This window comes from Veillonella sp. 27098_8_77, assembly GCF_041431535.1.
Classification (GTDB): domain Bacteria; phylum Bacillota; class Negativicutes; order Veillonellales; family Veillonellaceae; genus Veillonella.
Map to the genome: position 1 here is coordinate 1 of NZ_JAPVXW010000008.1, position 20,486 is coordinate 20,486.

At 35.9% G+C, this 20,486-nt stretch carries 18 protein-coding genes; 1 reads left to right on the top strand and 17 read right to left on the bottom strand.

Annotated features, from left to right (window positions below; all coding sequences use genetic code 11):
* Positions 1 to 44 precede the first annotated feature (44 nt).
* The 15 genes from O3617_RS05965 to O3617_RS06035 all read right to left on the bottom strand — a co-directional run bounded on the left by O3617_RS05965 (position 45) and on the right by O3617_RS06035 (position 17,818).
* Positions 45 to 686 (bottom strand): CatB-related O-acetyltransferase, encoded by a 642-nt coding sequence (locus tag O3617_RS05965; RefSeq protein ID WP_371449138.1) that lies wholly within the window; start codon positions 684 to 686, stop codon positions 45 to 47.
* Between the two features lie 11 nt (positions 687 to 697).
* On the bottom strand, positions 698 to 1,837 hold the full coding sequence (locus tag O3617_RS05970; RefSeq protein WP_371449139.1) for a DegT/DnrJ/EryC1/StrS family aminotransferase: 1,140 nt from the start codon (positions 1,835 to 1,837) through the stop codon (positions 698 to 700).
* 88 nt (positions 1,838 to 1,925) lie between these two features.
* Positions 1,926 to 2,930: a dTDP-glucose 4,6-dehydratase gene (gene rfbB / locus O3617_RS05975; protein WP_371449140.1), complete on the bottom strand. Its 1,005-nt coding sequence runs from the start codon at positions 2,928 to 2,930 to the stop codon at positions 1,926 to 1,928.
* A gap of 12 nt (positions 2,931 to 2,942) precedes the next feature.
* Positions 2,943 to 3,521, bottom strand: a complete 579-nt coding sequence (rfbC, locus tag O3617_RS05980) for a dTDP-4-dehydrorhamnose 3,5-epimerase (protein ID WP_371449141.1) — start codon at positions 3,519 to 3,521, stop codon at positions 2,943 to 2,945.
* Between the two features lie 12 nt (positions 3,522 to 3,533).
* Positions 3,534 to 4,412, bottom strand: a complete 879-nt coding sequence (gene rfbA, locus O3617_RS05985; protein WP_371449142.1) for a glucose-1-phosphate thymidylyltransferase RfbA — start codon at positions 4,410 to 4,412, stop codon at positions 3,534 to 3,536.
* A 20-nt stretch (positions 4,413 to 4,432) separates the two neighbouring features.
* Entirely contained in the window at positions 4,433 to 5,422 is a 990-nt protein-coding gene (locus O3617_RS05990; protein ID WP_371449143.1) for a glycosyltransferase, read from the bottom strand.
* A 28-nt stretch (positions 5,423 to 5,450) separates the two neighbouring features.
* Positions 5,451 to 7,241 carry a phosphoethanolamine transferase gene (locus O3617_RS05995; RefSeq protein WP_371449144.1) on the bottom strand — a complete coding sequence of 597 codons (1,791 nt, stop codon included), beginning with the start codon at positions 7,239 to 7,241 and terminating at the stop codon, positions 5,451 to 5,453.
* A gap of 63 nt (positions 7,242 to 7,304) precedes the next feature.
* The gene (locus O3617_RS06000) at positions 7,305 to 8,486 is read right to left on the bottom strand and encodes a glycosyltransferase (RefSeq protein WP_371449145.1); all 1,182 of its coding nucleotides are present in this window, start codon (positions 8,484 to 8,486) and stop codon (positions 7,305 to 7,307) included.
* A gap of 212 nt (positions 8,487 to 8,698) precedes the next feature.
* Positions 8,699 to 9,628 (bottom strand): VirK/YbjX family protein, encoded by a 930-nt coding sequence (locus O3617_RS06005; protein WP_371449146.1) that lies wholly within the window; start codon positions 9,626 to 9,628, stop codon positions 8,699 to 8,701.
* Between the two features lie 169 nt (positions 9,629 to 9,797).
* Positions 9,798 to 10,925, bottom strand: coding sequence for a glycosyltransferase family 1 protein (locus O3617_RS06010; RefSeq protein ID WP_371449147.1), 1,128 nt, complete (start codon positions 10,923 to 10,925; stop codon positions 9,798 to 9,800).
* Between the two features lie 61 nt (positions 10,926 to 10,986).
* Complete coding sequence (locus O3617_RS06015; RefSeq protein ID WP_371449148.1) at positions 10,987 to 11,745, bottom strand: glycosyltransferase family 2 protein; 759 nt, start codon at positions 11,743 to 11,745, stop codon at positions 10,987 to 10,989.
* Between the two features lie 11 nt (positions 11,746 to 11,756).
* Positions 11,757 to 13,754, bottom strand: a complete 1,998-nt coding sequence (locus O3617_RS06020; protein ID WP_316601673.1) for an LTA synthase family protein — start codon at positions 13,752 to 13,754, stop codon at positions 11,757 to 11,759.
* An 88-nt stretch (positions 13,755 to 13,842) separates the two neighbouring features.
* Positions 13,843 to 15,777 carry an LTA synthase family protein gene (locus tag O3617_RS06025; RefSeq protein WP_371449149.1) on the bottom strand — a complete coding sequence of 645 codons (1,935 nt, stop codon included), beginning with the start codon at positions 15,775 to 15,777 and terminating at the stop codon, positions 13,843 to 13,845.
* Positions 15,778 to 15,892: 115 nt separating this feature from the next.
* Positions 15,893 to 16,726, bottom strand: a complete 834-nt coding sequence (locus tag O3617_RS06030; RefSeq protein ID WP_371449150.1) for a hypothetical protein — start codon at positions 16,724 to 16,726, stop codon at positions 15,893 to 15,895.
* Between the two features lie 492 nt (positions 16,727 to 17,218).
* A complete protein-coding gene (locus O3617_RS06035) occupies positions 17,219 to 17,818 on the bottom strand; it encodes a class I SAM-dependent methyltransferase (RefSeq protein WP_371449199.1) in 600 nt (199 codons plus the stop codon).
* A 282-nt stretch (positions 17,819 to 18,100) separates the two neighbouring features.
* On the opposite strand from O3617_RS06035, the gene O3617_RS06040 reads away from it, so the two are divergent.
* Entirely contained in the window at positions 18,101 to 19,450 is a 1,350-nt protein-coding gene (locus O3617_RS06040) for a hemolysin family protein (protein WP_371449151.1), read from the top strand.
* A 471-nt stretch (positions 19,451 to 19,921) separates the two neighbouring features.
* Here O3617_RS06040 and O3617_RS06045 read toward each other — a convergent pair whose 3' ends face one another.
* A complete protein-coding gene (locus tag O3617_RS06045) occupies positions 19,922 to 20,194 on the bottom strand; it encodes a type II toxin-antitoxin system YafQ family toxin (RefSeq protein WP_156717978.1) in 273 nt (90 codons plus the stop codon).
* Positions 20,194 to 20,469, bottom strand: coding sequence for a type II toxin-antitoxin system RelB/DinJ family antitoxin (locus O3617_RS06050; RefSeq protein ID WP_005375812.1), 276 nt, complete (start codon positions 20,467 to 20,469; stop codon positions 20,194 to 20,196). The genes O3617_RS06045 and O3617_RS06050 overlap by 1 nt, the downstream gene beginning before the upstream one ends.
* Between the last annotated feature and the right edge of the window lie 17 nt (positions 20,470 to 20,486).

Genomic DNA, 20,486 nt, shown 5'->3' on the forward strand with positions numbered 1-20,486 from the left:
CCTTCTATATTTACTTAATATGTAAATATAGAAGGCTTCACCTTTTATTTATACCTGGCTATAAACTCTTCAATTTTAGACCAATACTTCATACTTTCAAAGATTTTATCATCATCCCATTTCCACCATTTCATGAACAATAAAGATTCTACTATACTATCAGAAAATCGTTGTTTTATAACTCGATTACTACCTACAACAACTGTGTATGGCTCTACATCCTTTGTAATAACACTACCTGCTCCTATAACGGATCCATCACCGATAGTTACACCACTTCTAATAATACTATGAGCTCCAATCCATACATCATTACCAATTCTAATACTTCTATCCGCGTTAGGCATATCTTTCTTGTAATCAAGAAAATTTCCATATGTACTTACATAATTAATATTATGACCATTTTGAACAAGATGTTGATCAATACCTATCGAACAAAAACTACCTATTGAATGCATTTCTCTTTCATGATAAGAACGATAGCCATATGTGAATTTTCCAATTGGTATACCAATATATTTATCAAACCAATATCTAGATAAATTATCTTTCCAGCCATATTTCTTTTTTGAATATTTATATAACCATTCAGGAGGATTACTTGTCCCTCTAATTTTTCGTATACCTTCCAAATAGAGTTTTTCCCATTCCGTAATCCCATATTTTTCTACTAACTCATCCATGATTTCCTTATTTATGCATTAACAAACTCAATAACTTTATTAGCAATCATTTTTACATCATCTTTTGTTAAATACATATGAAGTGGCATGGTAATAATTCTATTAGACATTCTATGCGCATTAGGACATTTACCATTATCATAAGAATACATTTCATACTCTGTATTATCACGATAATGAACACCAGGATAGATATCATTTTCTTGTAAATATTCAAGTAATCCATCTCGATTATCTACAGCAATTTCATAGATATGATAGGAACATTCATCGGCATGTGGTGCACCGATGATTTGAATTTTTGGCTCATTTTTAAACATCTCATCATAGCATCTAGCTAATTCACGACGATATTCATTTGTTTCATCCAAGTATTTAAGCTCTACTAAGCCAATAGCAGCCATGATAGAATTACCATGATCTTTATAACCCAGGTACTCTACATCATATTTCCATTTATAAGAACCTTTTGTGCCACTATTACGAGCATACGTATCCTTATTAATACCTAACCATGTCAATTTGCGACAAATTTCATCATACTTTTTATTATGGAAACAAATCATACCACTATCAGCAGTTGGTAAATTTTTAACAGCCTGGAATGAATAGACAGCCACATCTATGCCATGCCATGTACCTGGCATTTGTCCATTCACACGAGTACCGGCCATGTGTGCCGCATCAAGAATTAGTTTTAGATTATGTTCTTTACAGATTTCAATAATTTTATCTAATTGACCAACACGTCCACCATAACCAACAAAAATAACAGCTCTAGTTTTATCATTAATTTTACGTTTTACATCTTCAGGATCTAAACAAAGGTATTCATCTACATCAGCAAAACGAGGTACTAATTTTTCATATAAAACAGCATGATTCGTAGATACAAAAGTAATTGGTGTAGTTATAATTTCATCACCGTTTTCCCAACCATTTTCTTTTTTTAAGATTTCTACTGCTAAATGTAATCCAACAGTAGCTGAGTTTAAGAAATGAGCATTCTCATGACCAGTATATTCTTTCCATTTATTTTCAAATTCTACTGTTTTGAAACCAAGACCAGTCCAACCTATTTCAAGACATTCTCTGATTTCATTTAAACATTCTTCTACATGATATTTAGGTTTTAATACTTGAATTGTCATAACTATACTCTTTCTTATTAATATAATGATATCTATAATTAATTATACTAAATAGTATACTCTAATAAAATTATTTTCATAACAATATTTAACGTCCGTATTTACTTTTATATTCCCCACTAATTATATGTTCCCACCAGTCTTGATTATGCATATACCATTGAATAGTTCTCTTTATTCCCTCATCAAAAGATGTTTTTGGCAACCATCCTAATTCATCATTAATTTTAGTAGGATCTATAGCATACCGTTGGTCATGCCCTGGTCGGTCTGTAACATAAGTAATTAACGATTCATCTTTTCCCAATGTAGATAAAATCGTTTTTACTACATCAATATTAGCACGTTCATTATGACCACCAATATTATAAACCTCTCCTACACGACCTTTTCTAACGATTAAATCAATGGCCTCACAATGATCTTCTACATATAACCAATCGCGCACATTCTTTCCATCCCCATATACAGGTAATTGTTTATTATTGAAAGCATTAATGATCATCAATGGAATCAATTTTTCTGGAAAATGATATGGTCCATAATTATTTGAACAACGAGAAATCGTTACAGGTAAACCATACGTTCTATGGTAGGCTAATACTAATAAATCAGCAGATGCTTTAGATGATGAATATGGACTCGATGTATGAATCGGTGTCTCTTCCGTAAAGAATAAATCTGGTCGATCTAGTGGTAAATCACCATACACTTCATCTGTGGATACTTGATGATATCGCTGAATTCCATATTTACGACAAGCATCCATTAATACAGCAGTCCCCATAATATTCGTACGCAAGAATACTTCTGGATTCTCAATGCTTCTATCTACATGAGACTCAGCTGCAAAGTTAATAACTATATCTGGCTTATATTGCTCAAATATTTTATAAATAGCTTGTCTATCTGCAATGTCTGCTTTCACGAAAGAAAAATTAGACTTATCTTTTACAGGTTCTAAAGTTTCTAAATTACCTGCATAGGTTAGTGCATCAACGCATATGATATGATCCTCTGGATACTTAGCTACCATCATATGTACAAAGTTACCACCGATAAACCCAGCACCACCGGTTACAATAATATTCATATGTTCACCACCCTATTGTCCACTATCAGCCATTGTAAAGGATATCTTATTCTCTAATTCATCAAAGAATGGAGATTTTCTATCCTTCTCAGATAGGATAGGATTTTCTATACCCCAATTAATAGCTAATATGGGATCATTCCATCGAATACCACCATCTGATTCTGATGCGTAATAGTTATCTGCTTTATACATAAACTCAACATGATCTGTTAGGGTTACAAAACCATGCCCAAAGCCACGAGGGATTAGAAATTGTTTTCGATTTTTTTCACTAAGTTCAACACCATACCATTGCTTATATGTAGGACTATCCTTACGAAGATCAACTGCTACATCAAGTACTGCACCACGTACACATCGTACTAATTTTGCTTGTGCCTTATCGCCATATTGAAAGTGGATGCCACGCAATGTACCTTTTACAGTAGATGATGAGTGATTGTCTTGTACAAAATTATAAAATAAGCCAGCCTCTTCCATAGTTCGCTTATTCCATGATTCCATAAAGAATCCTCGATGATCACCAAAAACTTGTGGTTCAATAATCACAAGACCTGGGATACCTGTTTCTGTAACCTTGATTCCCATATTATACAACCCCTATCCTTGTATTTGCCCCTCTGCTACACGCCGTAAATGTTTACCATATGGTGACTTACCATATAGCTTTGCACTTTCTAATAATTGTTCTTTACTAATCCAGTTATTACGATAAGCAATTTCTTCTAAGGCAGATATTTCAATACCAGAACGTGTTTGAATAACTCGAACAAATTCAGATGCATCACTAAGAGAATCCACAGTTCCTGTATCTAACCAAGAATACCCTCTACCAAGTGTGTGAACACGTAAATCACCACGTTCTAAGTACATTTTATTTAAATCTGTTATTTCTAATTCTCCACGATCAGATGGTGTTACCTTTTTAGCCAATTCACAAACGTCTTTATCATAGAAATATAACCCTGTAACGGCATAATTTGATTTAGGATGTTGCGGTTTTTCTTCAATAGATTTTACTAATCCATTTTCATCAAATTCAACAACACCAAAACGTTCTGGATCTTCTACATGATAACCAAATACAGTCGCACCACTTGTAGCCTGTGCAGCTTCTTGCAATTGTTTTCTCATCCCTGCACCATAAAAAATATTATCACCCAAAATCATGGCACAAGAATCACCATCAATAAATTCTTCACCAATAATAAAAGCTTGTGCTAATCCATCTGGGGATGGTTGCTCTTTATATTGTAAATTAATGCCATATCTAGAACCATCACCTAATAAGCGTTCAAAATTAGGTAAATCCTGCGGTGTTGATATAATCAAGATATCCTTAATCTCTGCTAACATAAGCATAGATAATGGATAAAATATCATTGGTTTATCATAAACAGGCAATAATTGTTTAGATGTTACTAATGTTAATGGATATAGACGTGTCCCTGATCCACCAGCTAAAATAATCCCCTTCATACTTATCCTTCTTTATTCTTTTAAGAAAAAATTAATTTTAATGCGTTTACTAAATTATATTTTTCTCTAATAAGTTGACCACCATTTCTAGCAATTTGATTGCGTTCATCTTCATGACTCATATAATATTCAATCTTTTCAAGTAGCTCATTTATATTAGAATAACACTCGAAATCTCTTTTTTCTTTTAATTCTAAATTACATATATTCTGTCTATCACTCAAAATAAAATTATCATTACCCATAACCTCAAAAGTTCGACAATTATAACATGTATGCCCTTCTATATGGATATTCAAATTGATTTTTGTCCGTTTATAATAAGTAATTACATCACTAGGTGTTAATACTTTATTCTCAACAAATTTAGATAAATATGGATATCTACGTTTAAACTTCCATTTACCGATAATCCGTTGATGCCAATGATGATCATGCCATATACGTCCTAATACAAGCATCTTATAATTCTTCTCATATGCTAACTTAGCAGCGGCTTCTAATATATCTAATCGTTTTTGTATACCTGCAATCGTACCAATAAAAAATATATCTATATCTTGCTTATCTTCAGATGTACGAGGTGAAGTATAAAATTCTGGCCCCGCAAATAATGGCAAGTATTCTCCCTCAATAGAATAATATTTTTTTAATTGTAAAATATCATTTATCTCAAAAGAATAAATTTTAGAATATAGATATATATGATTTTTTAAATCATTTATATCATGCATAGCATCCCAAACCCATAATCGACAATCAACCTGTTGAGATATAGTTTCATTTATAAGAAATGTTTGATCTGGAAATCTAAAATCATTAAGAAATAAAACTATATCTATTTTCTTATGTTTAATTACACTTAATAGTCGATTTCGCTCTACTTGTACAGATTTATCATAATCTAGTTCAAATATCTCTGTACAATTACCTAGTTGCGTATTCGCAGCAATCATATTTCTAGAAAATATACTGCTATTTCTTTGATTAGTAACTAAACAAGTATTCATATTCTTCTCCATAAATTAGAATAAGTTTCTAATGATCAATATCCTCACTTAATGATACTTTTCCTAAATTAGTTTTTAATGACTCCTTTGTATATATATATTCTTTTTTAGTAAAATCATCCTCAAAAGGGACACTATCACATTTGATTTGCATTATTCCTAACATCAGGTTAAAAATCAAATCATTGGTAATATAATAATCCTTATGTTGCTTTAAGTTTTTATAAGTTTCAGAATATCTCATCTTATATTCATCAGACAAATAAATAAATAATGGAACTCTAACGGTGTCAAATCCATTAAAATAAGGTTTTCTTTTTACTTCAATATCTGTTCCATGATCTGAAAAATAAACCATAGACTGTAAATTTAAAGCAGATTTACTATAATTAAAAATTAATTTTAATATATAATCCGTATAACGTATTGAATTATCATAAGCATTTACTCCTAAGCCATGATTTTTTTCTACAGGCCAAACCTCAAACTCTGCTGGATATCTTTCATTAAATACAACATGGCTACCTTTTAAATGTAATACTATCAACTTATTAGAATCTGTTTGAGGAATGGATTTTAAATAATCTAACAACGCTTCATCATATGGAACAGATGTATAATCTTCTAAAGTCCATCTATAATAATCTGCCTTCTGGCCAATGATAGATACAACTGTATTTTCTACATTAGCAACGCCTTGATTACTATACCAAAACGTTTCAAATCCACAAGATTTTGCTGCATCAATAATAGTAATAGCATCAACAAAATTTATATTATTATATTGATTAGCATTAGTTAAAGCTAACTCCATTACCTTTGCCGTTTGTACAAATGATGAATACATATGATTAAATGTAAGAATCTTATCAGATTTACTCATTTCAGTTAACCATGGAGTAGTATCTCGATTGTATTCACATAGGGCAGACATATGATCTGTATTAGCAGATTCTCCTATAACAAGAATAAATGTATTTCCTGATTTACTTAATAAATGCTCAAATTTTAAATTTTCTATTGCTTCTTTATGCTTTACATTATATTGTGCTAAACTTCTTTGGAATCTACAAAATTCTAATACTAATTTAATTAGTCCTGTTTTTCTTATTAAAGCATTTTGACCTTTTACAATAAAAGTAAAATAAATGATTCCCCAAAAAAATATATTCATAATGAATAAATCAGTTATTTTAAAAGAATTCAGTACTATAGAAAAATTTGATAACAAGAATATTGCTACAATAAAACAAAGACCACCTAAAAGAATTAAAAACTTTTCAAAAGATGAGATTGTTTTAAAAAACTCAATAACCTCATATTTTTGTGTATAATAAATAGTCTGTATAGTAGAAATATCAATAACTTTTCTATATATTAAATAATATAAAATCGTTACTATACTTGGTGTTAAAAAGCCAATAATAATTATGCAATATATAATACGACAAATAATTTCACTATTAATAAAATAACCTAATATCATTGTTATTAATATTAATTCAATAACAGAATATATTCCCCATACAAAATCATAGCAATGCAAAAATCCAATTTTTCCATTGCTATTTGTTAAATAATAAATTACTGGATAAGTATACGAAATAATTAAACCAATAATACTTGGCACAATAAATATACTCATATCAACATAAAAAAAATTAATACTAATATATATTACACCTGTAAGTAAAATTAATGGTATTAATAACTTAACAGCAGAAACACGATAGTCTGAATTATCTAAACCTTTTGATAAATATATAAGAGAAAAATATAATACTAGAAATACTATAAAAAAAGTAAAAATATAATACATACAACTACACCCTATCTTAATAATATCCCTACCAAATCTTATTCCTATATAAATAAAGCTGCATTAATTTCTAATAGTCTCAAATAATAAATTTTCCCATCTAGACCATATAATATTAGGAGCATATTGTTTCATAGAATTAGATGCATTCTTTCCTAAATTAGTACACAACTCATTATCAGACATAAGTTTTTTTAACCCCTGTGCAATATCATCAGAATTGTCTGCTACCAAAATTCCATTATATTCATCTTGCACCATATCAGATACACCAAGCCATGTATCACAAGCTATGACAGGTAACCCTTTAGCCATCGCTTCAGCCATCGATAAACCAAAACCTTCTGATGCACTCATCATGGCATATATATCTCCTGTTGATAAAACAGATTCCACATCCTTAGTAATACCTTTAAATTGGACCCTATCCGTTAAATTTGCCTGTTTTATCATCAATTCTAATTGTGCTTTATAGGCTTTATTCTCATCAGCGCCCCACAGTTCAACAATCCAATTTGGAAATTGATCTGCCACTTTAGAAAAAGCTTCAATTAATAAGTGAGGTCGCTTATGTCCCTTTGCCAAACGACCTATAAATAAAATTTTATGTACATCTTTTGGTTTTGTTAAGTCTACTTGATTGGTAAATTGTGGTACTACATTTCCTATAACCACAATTTTATTATTAGGAAGATGTCCTTCTAATACTTTTTTAAATGATGGTAATAGCACTTGATTTACATCAGATTGCTTTACAGCTTCTAAAGACAAAACAGGATAAAAATCAAAATAATCTTCTGGATTACCATGACTCATAGTAATAATAGGTATATGATTATTAATATTTAAATCAATTATCAAACTTTTAGATGCACCTGGAGTAAATGATACAATAATATCTGGATTTATTGTTTTTATTATTTGTCCCATATAAGGGCAAATATATTTATAGTTAAAATCGTTATTTACAGTACGTGCTTTTTGTTTACTAAATAATCGATAAAACTCACGTTTTAAACGTAATGAAAGAGGATATTTGATTCGTTTTCCATTCTGTAGTCGTACATCATAACACTTTATATCCTCATCTATAGGAAAGAAAAAATCACCACTACGTTCATCAGCATAAATAACTGATACAGTATGTCCTCGTTTATGCATTTCATTAGCAAAAGCACTGGTTACTTTTGCTAATCCGCCTGTATCTCCAACCATCTTAGTCGTATTTACTAGTAAAATATTCATTATCAAACCCCATATGTATAGCAATTAAAAGGTGTTTACTGACTATAATAATTACATTTATTATAGCATATATAGACCTTTAATTACGCATAAACTCATACTTTATTCATTTATTAAAATGTATATAATCACTTAAAATCTAATCCTATAAAAAAACTTCTACTATATAATTAATTACATTTTATAGTAGAAGTTTTATACATCCCAATATTCTATTTTAAATACGCCTTCAAATTTTCTTTAATTTGTTCTTCGTACTGATCCAATAGTTCATATCTCTTCCGATATTGACTACGTTTTTGTGATTTGATTTCTTCAATCGGTTTTCTATATTCTTCCAATGGAATTTTGAAGAATCGTGGATCTTGTGTAACTGTACCGCCAATGTCATCCCACAATGGATCGAGTTCAGCTACTTTTGCCTTATGGCCACGTACCATGTGTGTATTGGCGTAGAAACCTTCGTCAGATACAGCATACATGGATTGAACTTTACAGTATTTAGCGAGTTCCCGAATCAAAAATACGATAAAGTTTTTTGGACGATATCCGAACATTTTTTTTGTAATATGTTTCGCATTATCAAGGCCATCCTTGTACCCTTGGATGGTGCCAATCCACAATGCTGGTTCCCCTTCTAAACCTTTGCCGAGGCGGATGTTCGCATGATATACGCCTTGGTCGCCTAGTTGCAACAGAATGGTAAATAAACCTTCCTTACGTTGACCAGTCATAAAGTTAAGGTGTGCCGTCATGTTTAAATCAGCATCTTCCCAAAGTAAAATGCCTTGTTTCAATCCTTCCGGTTTTAGTTCATCCGGATTATATAGCATTTCGATGGCCTCAGGCGTAAATACATCTTCTAAGGCTGTAAAGTGATTCTTTACCGCATCAATGCGTTCACGCAAGGTAGATTCTTTAAACAAGAAAATACGGCTCATCAACTCATAGAGGCCTTCTTGTTTATCTAAAATATGTTGATCTGGTGCGTAGCTTTCAAAAAAAGACTTATATTCCATCATCTCTTGTTTGTGGCCTACAGTTCGCAAGAAATGCAAGATTACGCGTCGTGTTTCACGCCATGATTTTTTCCCATAAATAGCTCGACCATTAGCCCATTGGTCCTTTATATATTGAAACATACACTCTCCTTACTTATACATATTTCATTTCAAAAGATTGTCAAAAGATTGTCAAAAGATTATTTTTTCTATAAACTCTTATTCTATCTATGTTTTTTGGATTTTCTAATCTATCAATATAATAATTTCAAAAGATTATCAAAAGATTATTCCAAAAATTCTTGTATAGTTATACATTAATGATTGAATCAATCATCCGTTTATGTCCAAAGTCTTCATTGGCTTGTACCAAACCTGCCTCATATATGTCTGGATGTTCAATCATTTTGTTTACGAATTGTTCTAATCCAGCACGAATCGTATCCACCGAGGATATGTCTAAGCTTTCACCAACATGATAATCGCGCAGCACCTCAGGATTGATTTCAGGCGATACCAAGGCCGGTTTATAGAACCCAATAGCCGTATAAAGCATGGCGCTCCAGTGATAGCGATACCGTTCAGCACCATATGGCATCAAGATGGCATCTACGTCTAGTAAAGCCTTGTCCCAATCGGATCCGATGAGGTTCGCATGTAGGAATGAAAGCCCTGGCACGTCCTTGTATTCGTCAGCGATGGCATCGAATAGTTCGCCGTCCTCAGGTTTTGCTGTCGCCCCTTGTACCAAGAGTTCTACGGGACTCGTAAAAGCAGCTGTTTTGAAAGCATCCAATAACGGGATAATATTCTTTTCTTTGCGGAATTGACCGAAAAATCCAAGACGAAGCGGCGTATGTGTAGAGAAGATTGGCGTTTCACCCGTCGAAGGGGTAAACACAGGAGGTAGAATAGGACGTACGCGCGGTAGGTCACTGCGCAGCATATCGTCGCGCAAGGTGATAACATCTAGGTAAATATTTTGATATCGATTGGCACGTTCCGCTTGTTTCAAGAATCGTACGTTTTCACCCTTGCCAATGCCATGGAAAATAAAGTGAACAGGTACCTTTGCATGTTTTAAAGGCGTATCCAATAGTGCTTTTATATAGCGATACGTAGAGGTAGGAATGATTAGAGCATCACAGTTGTGTTCCTCTAATTTCTTAGCAGCTGAAGTAAACCATGCACGGCGACGTCGTTCACGCAAAATGGACAAGAACGGTTTTTTCCATTTCGATGCACCTGCATAGGTCACTACCTCTCCGCCTTCAAGATAGATAACCTCAACGCCATAATCAACCTTAAAGGTAAAGTTCTCCGGCACCATCAATACCGGTTCATGACCTTGGCGTTTTAATTCATTGATGATCATGCGGTCAAATTCTACCTCATGACCAGCAGGCATAATGATGCTTTCCAAAATGGCTACGCGCATTGTGGTCCTTCCTTTCTCTACTAACACTCATCTGTTATCTAGAATCTATTATCTAGATCTGTTATAGTTTCCCATTGGATTTCAATAAATAATATAGCTTTACGTACTTAATCATGGTATAGAAATAATGGTTCACGGAAAGGATAAATCCCATTTTTCCATCTAAAAAACCTCTATCTAAAATGTACACCTTGAAAAAAGCCCAGCTTGGACGGATAAGAATATCCTTTACAAAGGAACAGGATTTTCCGTTTTCCTTATATTTCTTAGCCGCCAATGTCGTATAATTATTGAATTTATTGAAATACTGATGCCAATTATCGTAAGTATAATGATACATTTTGCCATGTAATTTAGCCTCAGGATAGGTGCTGGATATAGTTTCGTGTACAAATCCTTCTATATTCGTACCCTCTTTTGGCATAAATCGCAACACGTAATCAGGTCGCAACACACCATGAGTGGCCTTATTGTGATGGAATACATTCGACCGTTCAATCCAGTATGCTTTTTTCTCATTCTTAGCCAGCACATCTTGTGCTTCTCGTTGTAATTCTGGCGAAATGCGTTCATCTGCATCGAGGAAGAAAATCCATTCGGACCGAGCCTCTTCGACAGCAAAACGTCGTTGTTGAGACCAATCGCCATTCATAGCATGATGTACGACGCGGGCCCCCATAGATTCAGCAATCTCTACCGTTTTATCCGTGCTGCCATCGTCGATAAGAAGCACCTCATCAGCAAATTGTGCAGATGCGATACAGTCTTTCATATGTTGTTCTTCATTTTTAGCCAAAATAATGACCGTTACTGTTGCCATGTATGTCTCCCCTATTGTACATTAGCATAAAATTTCATCATCCACGCCGATAAGGAGCGCCAATATTCTGCGTCCTGCGCGTGGTTATCGATTGGGCGTATGTATTCGGATGGTTCCGCCGTGTAGGCTTGGTATTGTCCGTAATCGCCGAGCACATCCCCTACCATGTCGCTTGTGATCCATTGGTATGGTGTTACATGCACATCCGGTTGTTCATCAAATGCGGATGGCACCGCCGCATAATATTCGAACCCTTTTGGCGCGATGGCCTCTATGATCGTTGGCATGATGCTTAGATGCGTGCCAATAGATGCAGGTAGTGATGTTTGTGAAAGCTCTGGATGTTGCATATAAAATACGGTATTACGAATTTCACGCATCGTATAATCCCGATGCAAGAAGGATGTATTATTAAATTCACCAAATAGATTGGAATGGTCACCCGTTACGATGAACAAGCTATCTGGGAACTTCGCTTTCATAGCATCTACAAAATCAAAGATGGCCTTATCACAATATTTGTAAGTTGCTAAGCCCTTATTGCCATCCTTGCGATTTAAAATATCATCGCCAACGCCAGGCAAATCGCGGCGTGCATCAAAATCAAGGTACTTATCTTCTAATTTATAGGGACCATGATTAGTCGTAGTATATACAAAATGGAATGTCGGTTCCTCCATAGCTACGATGCGTTTTGCCGCCTCTTCGAGGAATACGTGATCGTATACGCCAAGCCATGTTTGCGGTGCTTGAGGACCACAGAATTCGGTAGCATTTTCAATACGGTCAAAGCCTTGGGCCTTGCCGTATTTCGTAAAGTTACCACTCGATGAGTTACCACCGTACCAGTAAATGGTTTGGTATCCTAATCGTTTTATCTGTGCTGCCAGAGCAGTTGGCAATGTATTGTTCCAAAAAATTTCCTTTTCATTTAATTCCATGCCGCTATCATAGATACCGCTTATGAGGCTTGAAATAGAAGGACGTGACACATTACCGGCTGGCAAGAAATTAGGCACACACGCCGTATGCACATCAGCCGCAAACTCACGCAATCCTGGACAGATATTAAAATTCATATACAACAGATCCATGGACCACTGAGGGATGCTTTCACCAACAATCAAAAAGATATGCTTAGGCTTAGCAATGCGAGCACCCTTTGCTACGCGTTTAAAGGCATACAATGGATTATCCAAGGTTTGCCAATCACGGCACGGCATAAGATGGTTCACATCCTCTACGAGTTCCTCATCGGATTTCATTTGCGCCGCTGTCAACGGCGTTTTGCGAACCAATTTGAGAGCCTCTAAATCGTCAATGGTGGCCTTTGCAAAGAAGATATCCTCCTTAACGATGGTTGGCACCACGTCCCATTCCGGTTTATTGCGGTGATTCAATGTCCCACCATAATGAAGCCAATAGTAAATCACCACATAGATTACCAAAAATCCAAAGGCACTAGCGCCAGCTGCGATATTGCTTTCAAAATGAGGATACGGAATGGACGGAATCGCAGACAGTAATGTGCTAGCCCCATAGCTAATGACCGCTACAGGAATGAATCCGGCGAGCACCCACCAACCCTTGTCTTGATTAAAGAAAATATCGATGAGGTTTTTCTTATCCGCATGCTTACCATAGTGCAACATGTAGTTATAGGTATCGTTAAAATGCTTGTAGAACTGCATCTTACCGGCAAAGGCAGCATATATAATGCAGCTCAACACCGTATTTAAAACGATGGCTGCCATCATGTAGTAATCTGGAAAAGCCAAGAACGGCAAGGTTCCAAGCACAAGCAAAATCAATAGCTGATAGGCGTTGATATCCATGCCCCACCAAAATCCAAAGGTAAAGCAAGTACGAATGATGTGTCCCTTGCCCTTTAGCGTTTCATATGGATGGTACACGCCGATAAAGATAGCCCTAAAGATAGCACAGAGTATAGGCATCCAGAGGAATAGTTTAATATTTTGTTGGAGGGATAAGAAAAATTGTTCACCCATGATAGTTCCTTTTGTAAGTAAACAAACCCTATATATTCCCTGACAATATGGAGTTCATTTTGTTAATGATATAAATTAAAATATTCCCCTATTGGATACTATCCCCATGTTTTAACCGCCAAGCCGTTAATTCTCGCATGGTTTTCATAGAGTTAGCATAGGCTTGCGGCATTTGTTCATTTTCTAAATAAATACCATTTGTATCCATCCACAAACGATGGTTAAACACGAATGGCCCTTGATTAAATAGACTCGGCACCATAGCTTCATAGGTTTGCCCTGTGCGACCTACGAGTTCCGCTAAGGTCGGAATGATTTGGATGCTCATGCCGAATGCATTTGGTGAAAGCCATTCTTTTTTGATGCCTTGTCCATAGAAAATAATCGGAATCGTAGAGAACACATTAGCACTTTGTTCACGAGCAAAGGTAAAGCGTTCGCTATGGTCACCGGTGATAACAAATAATGAAGTTGGATCAGATTGTTCCTCTTTGCTAATAAATTCACCCATCACATGGTCTGCATACCATATGTGGCCCATTTCGTTAATTTGCTTATCCGTATTGGCAATGGAATCTGGCAAGTTCTTACGAACCTTATCCGCATCATAGCCTTCCTTCGCCACATTCACACTATATGGAGGATGATTCGACGTAGTCATGATGACATTGATGATTTTTTCGCCACGATGTTTGTCCATGTATGCATTGATAGCCTTGAACATATCTCCATCGGCTACACCCCAAGCATTTGTTTCATTGCTCGGCATTTCAGATGCATCGTGAAATTCATCAAAACCTTGTTCTAATGCAAAGTTCTTAACATTTTGCCAAGTACTAAAACCGCCATACCAAAATACGGTCTTATAACCTAGTTTTTTCATAACCGGTCCAATACCGAGGCCATATGGTTCTTGTAGCATGCCTACGCTATAGTTTGGATACATCCCCGTATCCGGCATGCCCGTTAATAAACCAATAATGGCAGGCATCGTACCTGTTCCTTGAGCCAAGGCCATTTGCGTACCCATCGCCTGTGGACTAGCCGCGTACTTACGACCTTGCTCTACAAGATACGCACCAGGTTCGTTGAATTCAGCAAGAAATGGCCATAAGCCATAGGATTCACCGAGAATGATATTAATAGATTGCGGTTGTTGTTGTAATCGCTCTGTTGTTATCGTTTTTGTGAAAGCTTCATCAAATCGTGTACTATTAGGATTACCGCCAATGGCCTGTATTTTTTCATGTAATTCAGCAGGTGTTAAGTGAATATCCTCTAGCTCTGAAGTCCGTTTCGCAATAGATTTTACACGGTATAACGCTTGTGCATCGTCTAATATTGTTTCATTTAATAGATTTGAATTAAGTCGAGCTGCGCTTTCCCAGTTAATGGAATTCGTATAACCAAAGGCTCCACCAAAGCGGAAAAATACGAATAGTACACCAAATCCAACAAAACTTAGAACACCAGTAATCCATTTACTACGCTTAGTACTAGGTGCCCATTCATATGTGTTGGTATTTAGTACTTTCACTAAAAGCCAAGTGAAAATAATACTAAGCGCAATGCCACCAATTAAATATGGTATACCATGATATTCATTGATAGCCGTATTGATAATGGCATGAATATCGTCATGTTTGCCATTGATAAGCATCGCATTGTAAGAGGAGTTAAATATGGTATAAAACGGAATACGCCCCATAAAAAGCAATGTAAAGAAGATGGTAACAAATCCATACCAAACCTTGCGTACACCTTGGGCCTTCCATTTCGGCCACACTATAGATGGCAATGTAGCAAATAGCAAACTTACAAGGACAATCGATCCAACGGTCTTCAAACTCAACCGAAAACCAAGCCATAAAGACATTAAAATACTGTCCATTGTAGTCGTATCTAATTGAGATTGAAATATAATTAAAAATACGATTCTAAAAAGCGTAAACAAGATAGAAAAGAACAAAAATGCTTTTAATTCCTGTTGAATGCCTTTTATCCAGTTCAACCAACGATTCATACCATTCCCCAACTTTATATACTATATTTCCTACACCGCGGCCCCTTGCACCGCTTGCATTTTCCACAGCCCTTATCCGTAGTTTTCTGGCCGTGGTCATTTATAAAATCTACGGTTAGTCCTTTTTTGTGGACTTTTGAGACTCCTTCTTCAAGGCTTTTTCTAATTTCTTAGCCTTTTTATCCTTCTTAGCATCCTTGTCTTTCTTAGATTTTTTAGAATCCTTATCCTTCTTACTTTTTTTGGACTCTTTGTCCTTCTTGGACTTCTTAGATTCCTTTACAAGTTCGAATTCTTTCTTAGACTGCTTGTCTTTCTTGTCCTTTTTTTTATCTTTGTCTTTCTTTTTCTTATCTTTTTTAGCCTTTTTCCCTGAAAGCTTCGCCCATTCTTCTTCTACGCGTTTCAGTTGTTTTTTGATAAGCTTGTCGATTTCCTTTTGTTGTTTAGTTTTATCCTTATCGCCCGTGGATTGTTTAGAGTACAACAAGGAATTCACCATATCATAAGGATCTAAAGATGTATGAATATCTCGGTCTAGGATACTTTCATCATCAATATCTTCGATGTCATGATCTACGTCGTGTAACTTAACTTGCTCCATCGCATAATCTAAGTTGTCTTGATTAGACGCACCATAACCCATCGGTTTATCAAAGGAAAGAACATCGCCAAATAAATCGCGTTCCAAGCTTTCATAAGAATTAAGCATACTCATGCGATCCTGAACGACCTCAATTTGATTCCACAATTCCATCAAATTCGCCGTATACTGCATGCGTTCCTTAACCTCTAAATAGGCTTGGTGAATAACAAACAATTCTTTTTCATTAAGACCTTCTTCAGCGCCGATTTCTTCAATCATTTGCTGAATCTCTTGATCGCGATTATAACGCTCTACTAAGGCACTGCGAATTTCTTCAATAAGACTTGCTGACACGCGTTCCATACGTTCCTCCTTTATGGTATATACTCAGCCCTAATCACTATGATTAATCATTACGAATCAATACATACCATGGTGAATAGAAAATAAATTTTTATACTCTCTAATCTATTATTATATCAGAAAATATGCGGATTTTCTGCGTGTTTTAGTGAAAGTACGTAAAATTTGACTATCCTTTTATATCATGCTATTCTATGAGTAACAAAGGAAATTAGTATGAGGCAATGTTTTCATACGAAAAAATAGCAGGGTGGCAGCCCTGCTATTTTTTATTGTGCTGGTTACTAACTAAACTATCTATCCAGCCACTTGCAAATATAATATGCAACTATACTTGCTATGATAGATAAAAAAAAGGAAATTAATATCTCCGGCAATGTTTTCACCTCCTTTCTGTTACCAGAATGGAGTAGTAACAATTAGATTATATAATGTCTATATATACTTTTCTATAAGAATAGATAAAACGAAATATAGAGATAAATTAATTTACTAAAACACATTCACTCTATATACCAATATGCATTCTTTGTCGTCAGTTTTTCGAAATAAATCGCCGCATTGTATTGATTCTTCTGCTTCGAGGCGCACATGGTTATTTAGGAAATTCTCTACTTCTTCGTTAACATAATAGAAGAATAGTAGAATTTCTCTTGGATGATGATATAAAGAATCAAAGATATTACCTAGTACGCGTTTAATGGTATGAAGTGCAAAGGGGTTAAAGAAAAAGCATCGATCTGCATTGTCTGGTAATGTATAGGTAGCAGCATCGCCTAGGACAAAGGATACGCGGTTCTTGGCAGCTGGGCTTTCACCATTCATAATGGCACGCTCATACAAACGTTCATCGTATTCAATGCCGATGGAATGGCACCGCGTCTGATTGGCCATAAATATGCTAACGCGCCCCTTGCCACTGCCGTAATCGATGAGAGTATTTTGTTTCGTAATATAACCACTGTTCGCGAGGCGCTCAAGAACACAATAATCCGTCGGCTCATATGGATGATGCTCTGCATCCGAACGGCTATCATCACGGCCTGTGGTTTTGATTTGTAACACTTGTTCCCATTCCTGTTCGCTTGTCATCATAATATATCCCCTATCGATCATATATATGTAAATTATATTCTTATCAATCATTGTATACATAGATAGCATCATTTACAAACGTTAGATGAGTATGTGATATAACAAATGACAAAGGAAACCAATGTGTGACACGTTTTCACGCAAACAAAAAAGGAGGGTGGCGGCCCTCCTTTTTTGCGCTATTTACCATATATGATTTGAATATGATATACTAAAGAGTAATATTTCAATTTTTCTCATGTGTAGAATTGTATCTCATAAAAAGGAGTATTTACTTACATGGACAGTGATCTGACCTTAGATTTTATAATTATCGTCATTTTAATCATCGCGAACGGCATTTTTTCCATGACCGAGCTCGCCATCGTCAATGCCAAGAAACGCCGCCTCGAGGAGATGGCCGAGTCTGGCAATGAGCGCGCCAAGAAGGCCTTTGAGTTGGCAGAGAATCCGAACGAAATGTTCTCTACCATCCAAATCGGCATCACCCTCGTCGGTATTTTGACCGGTTTGTATTCCGGTGCCACCTTTTCCGCGCCGTTAGAGGACGTTTTGGTGAAAGCCTTCCCTAGTATTGCTCCGTATGCGGCTTCTATCAGTTCCTTCTTGATTGTTGCCATCATCACCTATCTATCACTTGTCATCGGTGAATTGGTGCCAAAACGCCTAGCCATCAACAGTCCTGAAGCGATTGCCGTTATCGTATCCAAGCCAATTTACTGGCTTTCACAAGCATTAAAACCAATCGTACTGTTCCTCGGCGTGTCCACAGATTTTCTATTGAAAATATTGGGCGTCACTGTGAAAGAAGAAGCACCTGTAACGGAGTCAGAAATCAATAAAATGCTCACCGAAGGCGTAGCCATGGGGGCCTTTGAAGAAGAGGAACCAATCCTCGTAGAAAACATTTTCCACTTAGCAGACATGAATGCAGGCGATGTCATGACACCGCGAACGCAGCTCAAATGGATTGATTTAAACTCGTCCGAAGAAGAAATCATGGAGGTCCTAAAAACGGCCAACCAATACCGCATTCCAGTAGGTGAAGACTCCCTCGACGAATTGCGCGGCGTGGTCAACGTGACCGATGTAATGGTCCAATGCTTACAAGGCGAAAAATCCTTGCATCATGTCATCCATTCTTGTCTGAAAGAACCATTGCTCGTACCTGAGTCCATTTCTCTTATGAAATTACTCAACACATTGCGTAACGAAGGCGTTCACGAAACCATCGTCCTCGACGAATACGGCGGCTTTAGCGGCCTCGTTACCTTGCACGACATCATGGAAGAAATCGTAGGCCTCATGCCATCCGGCGAAGAAGAACGCCAAGAAGAAGAAAACCGCATCGTCGAACGCGAAGACGGCACTTGGCTCGTAGACGGTCTACTCGACGTAGACGAATTCAAAGAATTCTTCCACATCGTCAAAGAACTACCACGCGAAGAAGACGACCTCTACAAAACACTGGGCGGCCTCATGAACCTTCTATTCGGTAGAATCCCACGCGAAGGCGACAAAACAAGCTGGGACGGATACACATTCGAAATCGTGGACATGGATAATACACGGATAGACAAAATTTTGGTTAGTTATGTTGAACCAGTTGTGGAACAAACAGAAGAATAAAAATGGATGAGAGAACCCCTCTTGAAAGCCGACACGCTACTGCGCTACGCGGAGCCCGAAGTCGTTTTCAAGAGGGGTTTTCTCATCTTCTATTCTACGTTTGTTGCACAACTTTATTAACATAATCTATTGTGGATAGACAGGCCGGGTCTGACTCCGGCCTACGGCCTCCGCAGGGCCAAAGTCGTTTTTGGAAGTCTATTTTTTTATTACTAATATCCTATGATCCTACGTGCTCAAATTTTCATTTCTGCTGTAATTCGCACAACTGATTAAACATAATCTATGAGAGAAACACGCTAAAGCGGGACCCGAAGTCGTTTTGGTAGCACCATGTGCCTTTTTCACTCTTACTGTAATTCGCACAACTGGTTAAACATAATCTATGAGAGAGACACGCTACGCGGAGCCCGAAGTCGTTTTCAGGAGGGGTTCTCTCTTCTTCTATTCTACGTTTGTTGCACAACTTGGTTAAAATAAATCAGAATGTGATCCAGTATCTGATAAGGTTAAAGTTAAAATATCATTTTCAATATAATAAATTAATAACCAATCTGGTTTTATATGACATTCTCTATATCCTTCATAATTTCCAGTTAATGCATGATCTCTATATTTTATATCTAATGTTTGACCTTGTCTCAACATATCAATTACATTATCTAGCAATCTAATATCTAATCCACGTTTTTTCATTAACTTATAGCTTTTTTTAAAAGTAGAAGTAAATTTAACTTTATACACTAATCAGATTCCAAAGCAGCCTTTAACTCATCCATTGTTTCATAGGATGGTACATTAGGATCTCTAGAAATTCTTTTTGCTTCTACCAAAGCTTCTAATGTCTTTTTATTATAATGTGGATCTTCAACTGTAAAAGGTAATCCACCTTTTATCAAACATTGCCGTAAAAATATATTGATTGCACTAGATAAATCTAAACCTAAATGTCTTAATAACTCTAATGATTCTGCTTTTACATTTTCATCAATTCTAATCTGAGTAGGCACAGTTGCCATAATACCACCACCTTTTC

Coding starts and splice junctions, on each gene's coding strand:
- O3617_RS05965 (WP_371449138.1), bottom strand. CDS start 686: ATGGATGAGTTAGTAGAAAAATATGGGATTACGGAATGGGAAAAACTC.
- O3617_RS05970 (WP_371449139.1), bottom strand. CDS start 1,837: ATGACAATTCAAGTATTAAAACCTAAATATCATGTAGAAGAATGTTTA.
- rfbB (WP_371449140.1), bottom strand. CDS start 2,930: ATGAATATTATTGTAACCGGTGGTGCTGGGTTTATCGGTGGTAACTTT.
- rfbC (WP_371449141.1), bottom strand. CDS start 3,521: ATGGGAATCAAGGTTACAGAAACAGGTATCCCAGGTCTTGTGATTATT.
- rfbA (WP_371449142.1), bottom strand. CDS start 4,412: ATGAAGGGGATTATTTTAGCTGGTGGATCAGGGACACGTCTATATCCA.
- O3617_RS05990 (WP_371449143.1), bottom strand. CDS start 5,422: ATGAATACTTGTTTAGTTACTAATCAAAGAAATAGCAGTATATTTTCT.
- O3617_RS05995 (WP_371449144.1), bottom strand. CDS start 7,241: ATGTATTATATTTTTACTTTTTTTATAGTATTTCTAGTATTATATTTT.
- O3617_RS06000 (WP_371449145.1), bottom strand. CDS start 8,486: ATGAATATTTTACTAGTAAATACGACTAAGATGGTTGGAGATACAGGC.
- O3617_RS06005 (WP_371449146.1), bottom strand. CDS start 9,628: ATGTTTCAATATATAAAGGACCAATGGGCTAATGGTCGAGCTATTTAT.
- O3617_RS06010 (WP_371449147.1), bottom strand. CDS start 10,925: ATGCGCGTAGCCATTTTGGAAAGCATCATTATGCCTGCTGGTCATGAG.
- O3617_RS06015 (WP_371449148.1), bottom strand. CDS start 11,745: ATGGCAACAGTAACGGTCATTATTTTGGCTAAAAATGAAGAACAACAT.
- O3617_RS06020 (WP_316601673.1), bottom strand. CDS start 13,754: ATGGGTGAACAATTTTTCTTATCCCTCCAACAAAATATTAAACTATTC.
- O3617_RS06025 (WP_371449149.1), bottom strand. CDS start 15,777: ATGAATCGTTGGTTGAACTGGATAAAAGGCATTCAACAGGAATTAAAA.
- O3617_RS06030 (WP_371449150.1), bottom strand. CDS start 16,726: ATGGAACGCGTGTCAGCAAGTCTTATTGAAGAAATTCGCAGTGCCTTA.
- O3617_RS06035 (WP_371449199.1), bottom strand. CDS start 17,818: ATGACAAGCGAACAGGAATGGGAACAAGTGTTACAAATCAAAACCACA.
- O3617_RS06040 (WP_371449151.1), top strand. CDS start 18,101: ATGGACAGTGATCTGACCTTAGATTTTATAATTATCGTCATTTTAATC.
- O3617_RS06050 (WP_005375812.1), bottom strand. CDS start 20,469: ATGGCAACTGTGCCTACTCAGATTAGAATTGATGAAAATGTAAAAGCA.